At 48.4% G+C, this 18806-nt stretch carries 1 protein-coding gene; it reads left to right on the top strand.

The genetic code is table 11. The features are described 5' to 3' along the window. Positions 1-4 precede the first annotated feature (4 nt). Positions 5-18754 carry a leukotoxin LktA family filamentous adhesin gene (locus ACZND6_RS05225; RefSeq protein WP_489524437.1) on the top strand — a complete coding sequence of 6250 codons (18750 nt, stop codon included), beginning with the start codon at positions 5-7 and terminating at the stop codon, positions 18752-18754. Positions 18755-18806 lie beyond the last annotated feature (52 nt).

Raw genomic sequence — 18806 nt, 5'->3', positions numbered from 1 at the left:
CACTATGAATAAGATCTATAAAGTTATTTGGAATGTTTGCCGAGGAATACACGTTGTCACGGACGAGAATCATCGTGCCCATGGCAAAGAAGCCTCATCGTTAATCGTCCCCGTTGAATTATTGGTTATGGAAGCCTCTTTATTAACGCTTCCTTTAACAGCGGTCGCAGAGGCGTTGGATCATGCGATCACTGTGGATCCTAATTGGACGGGAACGACGATTACCAGTTCGCAAAACAATCTGCATCACGATATTTCGACAACTCACATAAACGGATCGGTTGCCGCGAATAAGTTCACGAAGTTTCAGGTAGGAGAGAAGCATCTTGTGGACATGCACCTGCCGACAAACACAAATCATTTAGTGAATTTTGTCGACAACAAGATTTCCGTTAACGGAACAGTTAACGCGTTAAAAGGAAGTAAGGTCGGAGGAAATCTTTACTTTGTTTCTCCGCAGGGAATGATCGTCGGTAAAACCGGTGTGATCAATGCCGGAAGTTTGACGGCCGTGATTACCACGGACGATGCCTATAAAAAGTACAGTGAGTTATCAGATAAAAAACTTCCTTTAGGTTTAGGACAAAAGGAAGAAGAAGCCCTCGCAACGCTGCAGAAAATGCAGCAGGGCGAAGTTCCTCTGAATCCTGCGGGTGTTATTACAGTTAACGGAAGCATCAATACAGGTAATCGAATCACGCTTGCTGCTTCCCAGATCCATTTAGAGTCCGGCACAAAGCTTTCCAATTTGGAAACGGATTTCAAAGACCTAGTTCATATTAAAGAAGGTCAGAACGTCGTTACTCAAAGTTCAGTATCTGACGCTATGGTAACCCGCGAAGCCGATGACGGCTCAGGCGATATTCTTTTATTGGCAAGAAGTGATAGTTCCGCGACCAGCTCTATTGCAGGATCCGTTACGAAACAAAAAGTCGAAGCAAAGATCAAAGTAGCAAATGGTGCTTCCGTTAAATCACGAGAAAACGTTAAGGTTTCTTCAATGGCCGGAAACGGTGTCTATGACATCAATAAGAGTCTTCGTCCATCGGGTTACGAGCAGCTTTCTGCGGAAGAAAAGGCTAAAAAAGATCGAGAAATCGGCCATTTCGTTTCTGACGGTAAACACAAGCTCTTGGATGTATCTTCCGAGATCTGGATTGACGGCGTTATCACCGCAGCTAAAGATCTTGACGTGAATTCCGTCGCAGAGAACCGTTTGGTTAAATCTTCTACGACAATGGCTGACCTTTCGACAGGTTTGACGCTGGAGATTTTAGGAACGGCCACACCGTTCAATGAAGCGGTTTATTATGCGGACTTAAAGACGTCTTCTCTCATCAATATTGGTAAGGGCGCAAGCCTTTCTGCCCGACAAAACTTATCTTTAGATTCTGTCGCGGATACCAAACTTGAAGCCGGAACCTCCACGAGTCTCTTTAACCTATTTAACACTGACTTAACTCAGAAAGTTCCTTCCATCGCAGCGATCGTCACGCTTGCTGACAGCGCAAGCACGGTGAACGTCGCCGGATCTTTAAAGGCCGGAAAAGACTTGAGCATCACCTCAGCTGATGACTTGACGGTTGAAGCTTCGGCAACTGCCGCCACAAAAGAAAGCAAAGCGGTTCAAACTTCGGTCCTTGTTGCCAAACTCAAAGGTACGTCTGACATAGACGTTCAAAGTTCGGCTTTACTGGATATCGTAAAAGATGCTGGAAAAGTCGAAATTTCCTCGACTCAAAACAGTTCCGTTAAAACCGAATCTTCAGTCGTTGTTCAGGATGGCAGTTACGGCGGTTTAGCTTTCAATTACACCGAGCTGGATACCCACTCGAATGTTCTGCTGAACACCGGATTTACAAACGAGGCTTTAGAAGCTTCGGTTACAGCTAAGAATGTCACAGAAGATCTAACCATTAAGGCAGATAATGCTGTCGGCGCTTCTGGCATGTCAAAACTTCTCTATGACACCATCGGTGCGGTATCGAGGGACTTTGTTGCTGGACTCATGGGGCAGGCAGGTCAGGGCGTAGACAGCAAGTTTGATTCGACCAAATTTAAACTTGGCGGCGCGGTTGGCGTTGTCCTCGGATCCCAAACTTCTTCTGTCATCGTTAATACTCCGGTGATTGAAGGCCGCTCCATCGGTCTTCAGACAGCAGGCAACTTAAACCTTTCCTCTGATGCGCTCTTACGAGATCATCATTATCTGGTGACTTCTAAAGTTTCTTCTGCAGCGCCTGAAGGAGAAACGAGCCAAACGAAACTTCAGGGTTCTTTGGCAGTTTTAGTCGCGCTCTCCGGAGATGAAAAAGAAGCTGTTCGCTCGATCCTCGAAATCGGTAATGATTCGGTACTTAAAGCGAACAATGGACAGCTTATCTTAGATTCAGAAGCCCAAATTGAGTGGAATCGCCTCACCAAGATGAAGGAAGATTTCGCTAAGGCTCGTGATCGACTCAAGGCCATTTTTGCTCATGAATTCAAAGATCAATGGGCAAAAGTCGAAGAAGCATTTGACAAGGTCGACGCAGATTTCAACAGTGTCAGCGACGCTAATCTTTCTTTTATCGAAAAGATTAAAAAAGTCGGGGCATCTTTCAGCACGCTAGGAGAGGCTTTAGGAGCGTTCTTCGGAGAAATAGGTGTTATCGGTTCGGCGGGAGCAGAGACGGGCAACGTGGTCATGAGCCTGCTTGAGTTCATCAAGCCGACCAATTATTTGAATGCTTACGCTGCCGCAGCAGGAGATGCCTCATCCGATAATTTCGCTTGGAGTGCGACCGGAACGGCAATGGTCATTAACCAGAAGACTGCTTCGTTGTTAACTGTCGGCAAAAATACAAGGATTGAAGCCCATGGCATGCCATCCGCTGACGCTCAAGAAAGTAAAAACAACGGGAATCTCGTTGTTCGTTCTAATGCCTTAAACGAAAGTTTGGTGTTGGGCGGAAAGGCTGCGACGGTATTCGGTATTCCGATACCGGATATGGAAAAAGCCAGCGCGCTTGGTGCTACGGTGGTTTACAACCAGCTGACATCTTCCAGCCGCTTAATCGTCCGAGAAAATGCTCAGCTCACTGCGGATAATGTTGCGCTCCTTACGGCCCAGGACAGTATTTATGGTTTAACGATCGGCGCAGCAGCCGACGTCAATAAAGGTGGCTTAAGCCTTGAAGGATTAGCGGCTGTAGCCGTGACCAATGGCTCCAACTTAGTTTGGCTCGATGATGAGTCTCAAGTCAAAGGTTCCTCAGTCGAAGTCAGTGCTAAGCGTGATGACGACGTCCAAACGATTGCCGGTGCTGTCGTTGTCGATATATCGGACAACGCGAATAAAGCAGCCGGTGCCGGTATTGCTGTGAATACCGGTAAGTTAGGCAATGAGCTCAGAGTTAAAGACAACGACGTTATTGCTGAGCAAGATCGTTCGCTCTATGACGCACAAGGTTTCTTAGAGGCTTCCGGAGCCGACGGCAAAGTTAATTTGCTAGCTTCTGAGGATTTGGCCATGAACGCGATCGGCGTTGCAGGCGGTGTCGGCGTTTCGGGGCATAGCCCGGAATCCAATGAGCCTCCGGGCAAAATTTCACAATTCTTCTCCGGCCTCGGAGATAAAGCTAGTTACGTTAAAGAAGGGCTGAGCTTCTATTTAGAAGAGGGCGGACCGCTTTTGGCTCAGAAGGCCAATGGCTTAGGTCATTCGATTAGGGATAAATTTAACCACAATCAGTCTCAGAACGACCCAACCAGCTCATCGATGAGCGGAAACAATAATTCCAACCTGGCGCAAAACGGCAGTACTGCAAGTACCACGAGCAGTTCAACTTCGGGTGTGGCCCAGGGTGGAACTTCTCAGTTCCAATTAGGTGCGGCGGGAAGTGCTGCATGGAACGACACTGATACGGAAAACGAAGTCAATATCGAAGTCGGTAACTTCCAAATCAAGGCGCCGGAAGAAGTCTCCGTCGATGCGGTTACCGATAAGTGGGTCGGTGCTTGGGCCGGTGCCGCTGGCATCAACTACATTTCCGAGCTGAACACTGCTAATTATGCTGCCGGTATTGCCGGTGCTGTTGCCGGAAACACCGGAAACTATAAGACGGCAGTCAATATTGATGCGGCGAAGTTAAATTCTCAGGGTTTAAGGTTCAATACAGACCTCAAGAAACTGAATATTCGTGCGGTATCCGGCGGTACGACGGTTGCCGAAGGTTTAGCCGCAGCCTTGTCGTTAGGCGCTGCTAAATTCAGCGGTGCATTTGATGCCGGAGTCTCGGCTAATCTGATCGAGAATTCGGTTACTACGAACGTTAAAGGTTTGTCTCAGTTAGAGGGAACCTTCTTTAATACGTCTTATAACCAGGCAAGTTGGGCCGGAGACACTCAAGTCACGGGTGGTATCGGTTTCTCGTTCGGTAAAGGCGGCAATACCGGCGCCAAGTCTTTCGGCGGCTCTTTGATCTTTGCAGTCGCGGACATTGACAACACCGTTTCTTCCGAATTTGCAGACAGCACTCTGAAACTTGCCGGACACAGCGCCGTTCGCGCACTTTCTGACATGACTCAGGTCACAACGGCAGTTTCTTCTGCGGTGACGACCGGAGAATCGTCTTTTGCACTTTCGGGCGCTGCAGCGACTTCCGAGCTGACGAACAATGTCTCAACAACGCTTAACAACCTCAATATTTCTCTTGCCGGAGAGGGCGGCTTCGAAGGAACAGCTCGTTCCTCCGGTGGTCAGGAAGCCGATGAGTTTGAGAATCTCGCTGACCGTAAATGGTACGTCAAGCATCTCAATGAACTCAGTAATGAATCTTATTTCAAAGACGTCGGTTTAAGAACCGCTCCGGATGCTAAGGAAACAGGCAAAGACGGTTCTGAAGAAAAAACGCAAAACCTCGGCGTTTTGTATGGTCAAGCCGGCAAGATGAAACAAGTCACCGTTGCCGTATCTCCGGCCATCAGTGTCGGCGGTTCGTCGGGCGGTGCCGGTGTGGTTGTGAATCAGATTCACAACCAATTTGCGGTAAACGCCTCCGGAACCGTCTTTAATGCCGATAACGCATCTTCTTCCGTTGTTTTAGATGTCAAAGATGACGCTTTTTCTCTCGGCGTAGCCGTTGGTGTGGCCGGAGGTAAAGGCAAATTCAACGTGGCAGGTTCTGTTGTTGTATCGAACGTCGATCAGGGTGCTTCTGTCGCCGTTAATGATTTGACTTCCACAGTTAATCGTTTAAATGTTCATGCCGACAGCGCGGCTACAACGGTTAATGTCGGAGGCAGCTTCGGTGTTAACGTCGGCGACGGAGCCATCGGTGCAGTCGGCGCTTCTGTTGTGGTGGCTAACACTAATAACACGGCTTCTGCAGATGTCGAGGCTCTCAATCTTTCTTCTGTGCAGTTTGCAGGTTCCAAATTAGATATTGCGGCGGCTAACCGAGCCTCCGCTTGGGCGGCCGCTGCGGACGGTGCAGTGTCGGTTTCCGGTTTAGGTATTGGAGGTGCAGTTGCGGTTAATCGCGTTAAGAACGATGCATTGGTTCAATTAAAGAATGCAAGATTAACGGGCCTTAAAGAGGCTTCACTGCATTCTTCGGATACAGCGGCCATCTGGACACTGGCCGGAAATGTTTCCGTTGCAGCGAAAGGCAAAGCCGGTCTCTCAGGAGCAGTGGCTTATGCCTCTTCCCGCAGCTCTCAAACTCAAGCGCTTGTTGACAGTGTGGTGATTGCTCAGCCGGATGGTTCAAATAATCTGACGGACTTCACAACTGATGCTCAAGCCGATGATCATATTTCAACGCTTGTACTGAGTGTCGGTGTTGCCGGAGGCAATGTGGGTCTGTCGGGAGCAGCCGGAACTAACGAAATTAATCGATCCGTTAATGCTTCTGTCAACAACCTTTCGACGGTTCAATACGCAAAAGACCAAACCACCCAAGGGGTCAAGGATCAAGCAGCCAAAGCGTTAAATGCCTTATCTGTTCATGCTTCAAGCAGCACTAATATTGATAACCTTGGCATTGTTGCAGGAGTGGGTGCTCAAGGCGTCGGTATCGGAGTCGGTGTTGCTGTCAACCGAGTCAACACGGATACGACAGCAGCTCTGAGTGCTTCGGATAAACAGAGACTTGTTTCTTCCGATACTCTGACGGTATTGGCCGAATCTAATAATGACATAGATACGATTGGAATCGGCGGAGCAGGCGGCAGCAAAGCCGGAGCTGCTGCCTCAACAGCCATTAATTTGGTCATGAACAACACTGCTGCTCGTACCAATAACTTAAATGCAGAGTACGCAGGCGCAGCCCTCATTCAGGCGCAAAGTGACGATACGATCGGAACATACGGCGGCCAAATCCAGGGCGCTCAAAATGCAGCTGTAGGTGCAACCGTTACTGTTTCAGAAAAACGCGGTATCACACAGACCGAAATCCTGAATTCCGATATCGTTCGATCTGCTCAGGAAACCTCTTCCGTTCTTACGACAGAAGCAGGGGTTGATGAAAATGCGATCAACTCGAATATCGTCAATGACGTGTCTCTGGCTGCTTCTTTGAGAGACGCAAGGCAAGATAAGACCTTCTCCGGATTAATGGTTGACGCTTCTTCCACAGAAACTTTTAAGACTTTCTACATTACCGGAGGAGGAGCCAAGGATGCCGCGGTCACAGCCACAGGAAACGTCAATTATCTTGGTGGAAAGACAGAAACGAAGGTTCAGTCCTCGAATTTGAATGCCGGTTCCGGTGCTCTGATGGTCGGAGCTTCTGACGCTGCGAACGTGGATACTGTGATTGCGACTGCGAGCGGTGCTTTGGGGGCGGCGATTGGCGTTGTAACGAATGTCATCACCACTGATCATTCAACCGGTGTAGTAGTTACCGGAACATCAACAGATAAATCTTCATTAACAGGTACCTCTGTTTCTGTTGATGCAGATGCTAAAGAAGGTATTTCTTCCTTACTAATTGCCGCCTCAGGTGCTCAGTATGCAGCGGTTAGTGCTTCCGTTAACGTGAATCGGCAGCTCTCGGATGTTTCTGCTGCAGTGGATCAGACGGAAGTGCTAGGTTCATTCGCGCAGAACGCAAATTATTTGGGCAGGATTACGACTTCTGCCATTACAGCTGCAGGCTCTCAATATGCTGCGGTACCGATCAGCGTGGTTATCAACTACGCTGATAATGCAGTTTCTTCTTCTGTAGCTCATTCGATCCTGAGAGCTGAGGGCCAGTCAGCTTCAGTGGGTGCGAATCGCATCTCGGAATTTTCTTCTTTGAACGTGACCGCTTCGGGAGCAATGTATGGAGCAGCCGCTGGGCTCGTGAACGTTAATACGATTGAAGGTGCGACATCTGCTGAAGTCAACGATTCGGAAGTTAAGGCCGGTCAGTTCAGCGTCAATGCAGAAAACGAAGACCATCTGAAAGTCACAGATGTTACTGCTACGGGTGCTATCGGAAGTTTGGGTGCTTCGGTCGTCGTTTCTTATTTTAAAGGCTCCTCGGCCGCTAACCTTCGTAATTCAATCGTTACAGCTGACAAACTCACGGTTTCCTCTCTTCAGGATCATTACGTTAACGGAACGGTTGCGTTTGCTTCCGGCGGTATCGGAACGATCGGTGCAAATGTATTCTCGCTGGTGATCGGTTCGGGAGACAATCCTTTCGCTTCAAACCGTCAAGATCTTGGCAGCGCAGAAGACACAGTTAATAAATATCTGTCCGATTACGCATCTTCAGGCACCGGATCTCTCGGCTTTATTACAGAGAATGATGAGCTGACTCAGGAAGAAAAAGACAAAATCGTCGGTTCGGCCGCAGCGGCAGACGCAAGCGTGTCCTCGGGAAGTGGGAATGGAACTTCCGTTGTGGTGTCGGGCAATTACCTGACGGTTGGAAGCAGTGATGTCTCTGTTAAGGAAGATTCAAAGGCAGGCAGCATTGACGTTACGCTCGGCAGCGGAAGTGCCGGTGCAGGAGTATTAGCGGCCTCTGTCATTACGTTGCGCCGTCATTACAACAATAAAGTTAATCTCAGCGGCAACACGATCACATCAAAGGATAACTTTAACGTTCTCAATTCACTCGAAGGTAAGACCAACCTTGAGGCGATCCAAACTTCGCTGGCTCTTGCCAGCGGAACTGCAGCTTATGCGGACGCCGAAATCACGGGCGGCGCTTCGACGATCTGGGAAGGCAACGTTTCCGGAGGAATTAAACTCGAAGAGCCAAAGCCTGACGGCAGTAAAGATGAGGGCAATAAGGCGGAAGAGAATAAACCTCAAACGACCAATCCCGTATTTGAGATTAAGACGGAAAATAAATCAGAAATCCATCTGAAGTCCTTCGGAATTACGGTTGCGGCAGCCTCCGGCGGCGGAATGGTCGCAGAAATTCGTGATAAAAGCCGTGTAGAAAGCCAAGTTCTGAATTCAAGGATTAATTCTTCGTTTAATGCCTCTGCAGTTCGTCAGCAAAAACTCTTTGCCGAATCGACTGCAGGCTACGGCGGCGCCATCAACGGAGTAGGTGCGCTAGCAAAGGTCTATGACGGAACCGATGGTGAGATTTCAACTCGAACGATCTTTAACGGAAATACAGCCGGCGGCGACGTCAGTCTGACCACAAATAACCGTCCGGATATCACGGTTAAGAGTTACGGTGCCGGAGCCGGAGGCCTCGGGATTGGTGTGGTTCAGTCGATTGCCGAAACCCGAGGTAAAGTCATTTCCGAAGTGACTGGAAATGTATTTAGTCATGCTAATTTGACAGTGGCAGCCGGTGCCGGTCTCGGAGATGAAAGTGGAGCCTTAAAGATGACGGCCGACTCTCAAACCTACGGCGGTGCCATCATTGCTTCGATTCCTGTCAATACCTCAGAGCTCACGAATTCGAATCAGGTCGAAAGCAAAATTGAACTGTCCGGTGATTCTTCTTTGGAGAACTTCACTTCGGTAACAGAAGGCAGTGCTGTCTATTTGTCTAAGACAACCGCAGGTACGGGAGGAACGATTGCCTCGGGCAATAATTCCGCAGAAGTGAACCATAAGGTATCGGTGAAGAACGAAGTTTCTTCTTCGTCTTCAGTGGGAGTTAAGAATGCGGTTGTAACAGCTTCTAATAAAGAAAAGGCGATGGTTCTTGCCGACAGTGCTGGAGGCGGAATTATTCTTGCCGAAGGTACCGATCTTGACGCAAATGCGGCTCAAGTAAAACATACAGATCGCTCTGATACGACTTTAACTGTCAGCGGCCGTTGGAATGTTCAAGATGCAGCATCCTTTGTGACCTCGGGCGAACACAACATCGGCATGAAAGCCGATAACACCAAAGGCGCTTTGGCCGGAGGAAGCGGTGCTTCGCTGATCAACGACATGCAAGGCACTAACAAAGTCTCGATCGGGGATGGCTCGGCAATTAACGCTTCCGGTATTCTTGTTGGAGCCTCTGATAATTGGGACGTTCATGCCGCTGAAGGAACTTATGCCGTTGACTCCCGTGTTTACGGAGCCTTTGTCGGTACCGGCATTAAAGCAAGCAATACGGAAAACCGTACCCAACAGGTCGATATCGGTAAAAATGTGGTATTGACTGCAGATGATCTGACCATTTCTGCGAAGAATGTCGGAAGAACTAGTCTGAAGGTTCGTGCTCAAACGGCCGGTGCCGTTGCCGGTGTGACAGCAGAAAACTTCGAAACCCTAAATACTCAAAATAGAATTAACTTGGCCGACGGTGTGCGTTTAACTGCTAGTAGCGCCGAAGGCACGCTGACGATTGCCGCCTCTTCTGACGAAGATGTTGAAGCACAGAGCGTCGGAGATGTTCAAGGCGCAGCGGTAGCCGGGGCAGGGGCCAAGGTTTCCGTCAACCAAAATCGCACCAATGAAGTAAATGTCGGCAGCGGTTCTAACATCTTGTCGAAAGGCAAGTTGGCGATTAGAGCAGGCAGAGATGCTGATGGCTCGAACTCTCAGTTTGATTTAGTGAGCTATGCCCACGCTTACAGCCACTCAGCCATCGGCGGAACGGATTCGGAAGTTTCCGACAGTCTTAACCTGACCAATAAGCTCAATCTCAACGGAGAAATCAAATCTTGGCGTGATACTGAGCTTTACGCACAAAGCGGCGATGTCTCTACGGAAGAGACAGCACGTTATTGGTTCTGGACGTCTGCGTCGGATGCCGGCGAAGTCTCGATTGCTTCAACAGCGGCCGGAACAAAATCCAAGAATCTGACCACCGACAATAAGATCCAGGTCGGCGGACTCGTTCAAGCCGGTGTGAATACCAAAGCAGATATTCAGATCAGCGGAATTGCTTCGCCCAACGAATCAGGCGTGACCCTGGATTCACAAAATCCCTTAACGATCACAAAGACCGGCGTTGATGATGAATCCGTCGGCGGTGTGAAGGCAGAATCCCTGACGAACATGTACTGGCAGCGTCATGAGGAACTTCAGAAAGCGATGCAGGATTACGGCACGACGAATCCCTCCTTGCTTGCTGCTTACAAGGCCGAAGACGAACTGCTTCTTACGACAATGGAGCAGAAGGGCCTTTTGATCCGGGGAGAGAACGGTAATTTTTCGCTTATTGATCAGACAAGCCGCCCTTATGTCCAAATTTCCAATGTCACAGTCTCGGGTGGAAATATTTCTGCCTTCACGGATAGCGTAACTGGAGGAGGTTCTTTAATCGCTAAAACTGCTGAGGGGATCAATATTGATAACCAAGCCACAGTGGCATTGAAGCTGAGCGATATCCAAATTTTGGATAAAGGCGGCGAGTTTAAACTGAACGATCAGGTTGTCATCGATAAGACAGGCGCCTTGAGTTCATTCCGTGGCCAGTTAACGACGTCAGCTAATTCAGAAGCTCTGTCAATAAAGGTTAACTCCGCTTACAACGGATCGGTTCTAGTTACCTCGGACGGTAAAGAGCAAAGAATCAATCCGGATACCAGCATTGATATTTCCGGAAAACTGATTAACCGGGCAGGAAATATCTCTGTTAGCAGCGGAGGAGACGTTTACGCCGATAAGACGGCTTCGATTTCCGCCGGAGGTTCTTTAGGAATTACGGCCAAAGGCTCCATTACTCAGTCTTACCGGGCCGGATTGTTTAACGTCGGAGGCGATGTTGAAGAGTTATGGAAAGATGAAGTCGGCAAGTTAGGTAGCAATTCTTCAGTTAGTTCTAACGCTAACCATGTGTACGGTCCGGGCAAACTTGGTAATGCAGACAATGGTCAAGCCGGAGACATGGTTGCCGGAGGAAGTATTTTCCTCGCAGCCGATGCGATTAACTTAAACGGCTACGTTCAAAGCGGTTATGCGAAATACGGTTTGACTTTGTTGGACACAGAAGTCGACAAGAAGATTTCTTCTATTAAGGCAAATTGGCAGGCACACGGATCACCCTCGGATGTCAACAGCAGAACACCGCAGTATGCCCTTCAGGAAGGCGGTCCTGTTTGGGATGAAGCTTCCAAGTCCTATAAGTATCAAGTCGCATCCTGGTACGATCCGGTCAATGACAGGGTGATCGTCGATGACATTTCTCCGCAAGGCGGACAGATTTACATTACCGGAAGAGTGGCAAGCACAGGCGGCGGCCAATTGTCCGTGGCGAACGGTTCGGCAGACATCAATATCAACGTCGGCAACCGCGACGTTCTGCTTGGAAATGTCGATACTGGCAATATTGAGGGCCTCATTCAAATCACGGATACAAACTCGGGATTTAAAGGCAGACCGGATAACGCAATCGCCAAGGTGACGGAAATCCGTAAAGGCGACTTTGTTGCTTATTGGCTCAGTGCAGACGGAACAAAATCTTCTGAAGCTTCGGTCTCCGATAGTTCCTACAATCCTTTGACCGGTCAGTTATATGGCTGGACCGATGGAAAAGGTTCAACAACGGTCACTACTCGATATAACTCCCAAAAGTTTACCGTTTGGGATGCATTTGATTACGGCGAGCCTACAAACTGGGCGTCAGTAAATACGACAACAGTAAGAGATGCAGACTTAGCAAACGGCTCGACCATTTGGGTAGCAGACCGTCCCGAAGGAAAGAATGAGTATTTTGAGGCTTGGACTACACAAGTGAGCAGTTCGGAGAGCTCAACGGTTACTCATTGGACAACTTATAACACTTGGGTCCACTTCTCAGGCACACATCACACTCAGAAAGTTACGACCACTTCGACTTCGACGCTTTATTCCTACACGGTAAAGGCTGACCATCAAGTAGGTACGTCTTTCTTAAGCGGAACCAATACAATCGTGATTGAAAGCGGTAAGTCAGTCCTGCTCGGAGGCGCTGTGAACGCCCAGGGCGGTTCTGTTAGCTTGATTGCAGGGAACAACATCCTCAATCAAAGCGGAGCCGCAGCAATAACCGGAGCATCTAATCTGACCTTGAAAGCAGCTTCAGGAACAATTGGCTCAGAGGGGTCGGCGATTAAGTGGACTGCGGCGGGAAGTTCCGACAAACCATTGAATCTCATAGCGACGGCCGGCAAGTCTATTTATATTGATGCTAAGAATCTGAATTCCGGTGCCTCCGTTTCCGGATCCCTGAATGCCGGAGAAACGGTTTCTGCTGAATTCAGAGGCGGCGTTGACTTGAATTCGCTTTCCGGACAGAAGCTTTCTCTTGTTTCCCAAGAAGGCGGAATTAATATTAAGAGTCTGGATCACAAAGAGGCCTCTGATCTGTCGCAGCGTCTTGACCTGACTGCAGCAGGTGATATTTCTTTGAAATCTGTCGGAGATATTTCTGTTGGTCAGATCAGCACGAGTGGGGATGTCACAATTGATTCAGCCGGAAATATTTATGATGCGATTGATCGCTCGGATCGCGATGAGCGTTCGGCACAAAAACGCCTTGAAAGCTGGATTGAAGCCGGCATTCTGACGACTGACGGAACTTCTAACGAAGGGGTTCGGTTTGCTAAAGACGAACAAGATATAAAAAATGGTATTACTTCCGACTTTAATCGATATCAGGCTTACCTAAACCATGAGCACCATGAGCAGGAAGCTGAAAAGGGGTGCGTAAGAGCGCTGACAACAGAAGAGCAAAAGGATTTTGCGGCTCTGAAGTCTCGCTTTGCAGGATGCGGCTCTGCAGAAGACGCAATTAACAAAGAAGCGAATACTCAAGGCTCGGCATTAAATCTTGTTCAAGCATCGAAAGACAATTACGGCTGGACGCAGAACGAATTGCTCTTTGCAGTGTCTGAAGCCATCTTGAATCCCGATCCGAGCTATGTTCCTGAGTCAGGCGTTGCCAATATCAAAGCAGCAAACATTACGTTGAAGTCCGGCGCCGGAATCGGTCAGGAACTTGACGGTCATACGGCAAACATCAGCGATTTGGATGCTTCGACAGAAAAAGGCTTGAACCTATACAAGCTTTTAGCTCGAGCAGAAGCTAACGACGTTACTTGGAACAAAGAAGCAGGCACTCTGACGATCAACTTGAAGAAAGCCTTTGAAGTCCATCAGAACAGCGACACGAAATTAAATGCCGATGCAGTAAACAGCATTTACCTACAGTCCGACTCTGAAAACACATTGAATCTCGGTTCCCTTTCTTCTCAAAACGGAGATATCCGCCTCACTGCTACAAATGGAATCACTCTATCCGGAGAGGGTGCGGTTAAAGCTAAAGACTTGATCCTGAGAGCAGGGCTTGGTTCAATCGGATCTGCCGACAAACTTCTTAAAACGGCGATCACAGGATCGGCCGTGTTCTCCGGCAACAGAGGCGTATTTGTTGATCAAGACGGAACGCTTAATCTCCAATCCGTGGCCAGCGGTAATGATGTTGTACTGAAGGCTGACAATATCTATTCCGTTAAGAATGCGACAGGACAGGCCGGGCGCATCAGTGGTACTAATTTTGCTTTTGAGACAGGAGGGGACGTAGGTCGGGCAGATGCAGCGTTGGTATTGGAGTCAGTCAATGACTTTAATGTTGTTCTGAAAGGCAAACCTCAGAATGTTTACCTTCAAGCTAATAGAGATTCTGAAATGTCTGTGTCGGTGACCGAAGAGACAGTTACTTCAAATGTTGAGATCTCGACGGAAGGTTCTCTGAAAGTTAAAAAACTTGTTTCAGAAAACGGAGAGATCGAATTTAATGCCAAAAAGACACTAACCATTGAAGAGATTCAGGGCAAAAGAGATGTGGCGGCTGAGTCTAACACGATCCACCTTAACGGAACAGCGAAGACCTCTGATGGTAATCTGACTCTTAAGGCAGGCTCGTCGCTTTCGGTCGCAGACAATTCCACCCTTTCAGCTTTAAACGGGACCCTTGATCTTTCTGCACCGGAAACGACCTTCGGAAAAGCGCTAACATTGGAAGCTAAAAAACTCGGCGTTACTGCAAGCAATGATATTTCTTTGACGGGCAGCCGTCTAACTGCAGGAACAGACGGCCTTTCGTTAGTTTCTTCCGAAGGATCTGTCTCCATTATTGGCGGCGCATTAACGTCTCAGAACTCTATAAATGTTTCATCAGCTAAGGACACGACAATCAGCAGAACTGCTGTTTCTTCAGAAGGAAACGACGCAGAGGCCGGAGTCTTTTTGAGTTCTTCTGAAGGCGCCGTCAAAGTCAGTGACGGCTCGATCAATTCGAACGGTTCCGTCAAACTTTCTGCTGTCACAGACGCGCAGCTGACAAATGTTTCCGTATCGGCTAAGGGAACGGGAGAAGGCAGCGGAGTAGAAGTGAATTCCTCTCAAGGTTCCGTCATGATCGATGCCGGAAAACTTGACTCTCAAAGTTCTATCCGACTTACTTCAGCAGCCGGCACACAAGTGACAGGAGCCGGTCTAATCGCCGCCGGCACTGGGGAATCGGAAGGCTTATTTATTAACTCAAATGGAGGAGCGGTTGAGGTAACAAGCAATACAGTAAGTTCAGGCTCAGTTATCGAAATTTCGTCTCAAAAGGATGCCAGTCTAACTGTTGAAAGTTTGAATGCAGATGGCAAACTCGATGTCGAGAGTAAAGAAGGAAGCATCAACGTAAGTTCAGAAGCGAACGGCAACACAGGCGGTTTGCAGGCCGCAGCAGAAAACGGTTCTGTTACGTTGAAGGGGCTCACTGTCGATTCTTCAACGGACATTGATGTTCTGGCGAAGGATAGTATTTCCGTTACCGGCGGCTCCTTAAAGAACAAGGATGGTTCTAATTTGATCTTGGTGTCGAAAGAAGGCAATTTGAACCTTGCTCTGAACGAAAAGAATCTTTCCGCCGATACGATCAGCTTAAAAGGAAAAGGCGAACTTAATCTCACGGGTTATACGCTTGTTGCTTCTAAAGGCGACTTGAAGGTTTCTGCCGGCGGATTGAATATCAAGGATGCCTCTTTGAGTACTTCGACACCCGGCTCGGTTCTCCTCTCCGCTGAGGAAGGAAACGTTGATTCCAATAACAAGACCAGCATTGATTCTGCCGGCAGTCTGGAAGTGGACGCAGCAGGGAAGGTCGATTTATCCGGAGCTAAGGTTGAATATTCAGAGGTCGGGGTATTGCGTCTGGTAGCGGGATCAACCGATTCTGATGCTCTTAAAGTCTTTGCTCATGAAAACAATACATTTAAGGGCGCAGAAGTCGTACTGGACAGCGCCGGAGGATTGATTTTTGCAGCTGAAACCTCCATTACAGTTGAGACTTCTTCCGGACAAGCCGTCTTGAAAGGACAGAAAATTGATCTCAAATCCGGTTCTTCTGTCAAAGCTGCAGGGGAAGCAACTGTTCGCGGATACGACAGTCTGGTTCTTGGAGACAAAATTTCTGTCGGAGGCAGCAGTGTATCTATCACCGGCGGTCAACAAGCCTTCAGCCTCGGAAATAATGTTTCTCTGACAGCAACAAACGGCGGAATTGAAGTTCTGGCAGACGCCGACGCGACGCTTGGCGGATCGCTCAACGTGAATGCTTCCTTGAAAGATCCGTCTGCGGGAGACGAAGCTCCGATCCGGATCGGAGCTCAGGGAGTTTTAAACGTTACGGAAGACAAATTCGAAGTCATTGCTGAAAACGGCAGTGTCGATATCTTTGGTGGAAACCGCCTGAATATCAAGAATGATTTAACGATCATTTCTGCGTCCGACAGCTCTTTAACTTCGGAAAACGGGTTAATTGATATCGGAAACAAAGCAACGGTAAAAGCAGGAACACAAAGCGGATTGGATCAAGAAAACCCGCAATACGGAAAGGTTAGTGTCATCGCCGGAGAAAGCTTCTCCATCGACCATGATGCTCAAATCCTTTCTGACGATCTGCTGGTTTCTGCAGAAAAAGATATTCGTTTCGGCAACAAGGCCACGCTTGTCGGCGCAACAGACGGAGTCACGGTAAGAAGCAGCGAGGGTTCGATCTATATGGGCGAAAACCTCACCGTGTCTTCAAATTCGGACAAGACTTTGTTTGAAGCCGGTAAAGATATTGTGATTGATCGGGATGCAACGTTGAACAGCGAGAAAAATTCTGTGGTGTTCAGCGCCGGTCAGGACATTAAGTTCGAAGAAGACTTTACGGTTCATGGAAAAGGATTTGAACTCAATGCTCTAGGCTCGCTGCTTGTAGGAGACAGAGCAACGGTTCAAACGAAATTCGGAAAATACGAGACCGGTTCGATAGAATCTTTGCCGCAAACGTCTATTGACGTGAAAGGAGATGTTCGATTCGGGAATGATGCAACGTTCCGTACGACGATGCTGTCTATGAACGCGGGAGATGATGAAAATCACACGGAAGGAAATATAACTTTCGGCGAACGTGCTTCCATCCAAACTTCAGTTCTCGGCGCTGTTATTGACGCTCAAGGAGATATTGCTTTCGGCGCTGGCGCAAATATCCGAACTCAGGAAGACCAGGCAGATTCTTATGTTCGAATCTCTTCGCGCGGTCAAACGAGTTTTGGAGAAAACGCCTATGTCACGTCTGGAACGACCTTAGACATTATCGGCAACAAGGGCATTTTCTTGGATAAGGGCGCCGTTCTTCAATCGAAGCTTGAGGTCGGCTCTAAGAACCATACGTCACTGGTTTCAGAGCATGGCGATATCAGGCTGGGAGAAAACTCCGTCGTCCAAGGTCAAACGGCTTACATCCGAACCGGAGATGAGTCGGGTGTCGGAGGCGGTTCTATCGAGCTGGGAGATAATTCTCAAGTCAGCGCGAAAGACAACGTCAGCATGACTGCGACAGGCGATGTGGTTCTCGATGGACAATTCCTCTCAACCTCTCTCAATGAAACGGTAATCAAATCTTCTGAAGGAAACGTTGTCCTCAAAGATGCATCTGAATTGATATCCTACGGAGATGTGTACTTAGACGCCGCTGGATCTATCGATATCGGCTCTGAGTCCTTCATTTTTGCCGGTAATGATCCGGATGCTTCCAATCGAGTTGGCAAGAAGGACGTTTCCTTCAGTTCCGGGCAAGATGTCACAATTGGAAAGGGCACGGTTGTTCTGACTCAAGCTGACCTGAATATTGAAGCAAAACGGGGTTCGGTTGTTTTTGAAGAGGAATCAGCTGTTGGTGTCCTCAGCTCTTCTGAAGATGAGGAAATCAACCGTTTGGCGGTTTCTGCCGGGAAGGACTTTACGATAAAAGACACCGTAATGCTGTTTGCTGCCGAAGAGGCGCAATTGAGAGCCGGGGAAAACTTCGAGCTCGGTCAAGGCTCCGTCTTGGCTGGGGACGGTCTTGTGAAAGTAGAGGCCGGGAAAGATGTGTCCTTGAAACAGGGCTCCGGAATTGAAGGATTCTCTTCTGACGGAGTGGAAAACTTCGAAATTTCTGCAGGAAGAAACCTCTACCAAGACGCTTCTGCCGACGGCATTGCGTCCGATCGTCTGGAAGTTTCTGCAGGCGGATCGGTTGAGTTACTAGCTCAGAAATCAGCCAAGGATAAAGAGCTGGGAAATCGAGTTGATGAATTGATTGTATCTGCCGGTTCGGACATTAATTTGGTCCTGAACGGTCAGAAGCAGGAAATTCAGATTAATGAAGAAAAAGGCAATATCATCAACGGAAATCTGGCTATAGAAAATTACAACGGTCCGCTTTCAGTTGGATATGAACTGACTGTTAACGGTCAGGCTGAAATGAAAGCCGACAGTGTGTTACTTAAAGATCTTCAAGCGTCTCGGGATATTTATCTCGAAGCCAACGGCGAAATTCGAGCCAATGGGTTAGTGTCCGGAGCGGATGTCACGATTGTCCAGCGCTCCTCAGATCCGTCTGCCGCCGTTGCGGTCAAAAATGTCGATGCCGGAGATCAGATCTTTGTCCTGAATGCTGGCGGTCCGGTATCCTTAGAAAAATCCGTTTCCGGTAATTCAACAATGATATTTGTCTCTCAGGATGGGTATAAGCCGGATAGGAACGTTATTTCTTCAAGATCCAACAGGGTAGGGATTTTCGCGGCTGCACCGCAAATGCTGTCGGTGTTCGATCGCTTTGGTCGCGAAATCTCTTATTTCAGTAAGGATTCTTTGCAAGCTGACCAGCGCCATCAACATTATGCGTTATATCGTTATGGAGAAGACACGCACATGCCTGCTTCGCGTTTATTTTTTAACGGATACAGAGCTGAAAGCGTAAGTCCTTCGAATGGTCTGATAAAGGAAGCTCTACTTTTTGTAACCAACCGGTGGCAGGTTAACATGGGAGAAGAGGGAATCGGAGAGGAAGTCGAAGACTGATGAAATGAGACCGAAAAGTCCGGTCTCCGCGGAGCCGACCTCCTCCTCTTCG

Source organism: Parasutterella sp. (assembly GCF_057870745.1).
This window is presented reverse-complemented; position numbering and strand designations above follow the sequence as displayed.

Excerpts from the sequence above, each read along its gene's own strand:
- ACZND6_RS05225 (WP_489524437.1), top strand. The coding sequence starts at position 5 with ATGAATAAGATCTATAAAGTTATTTGGAATGTTTGCCGAGGAATACAC.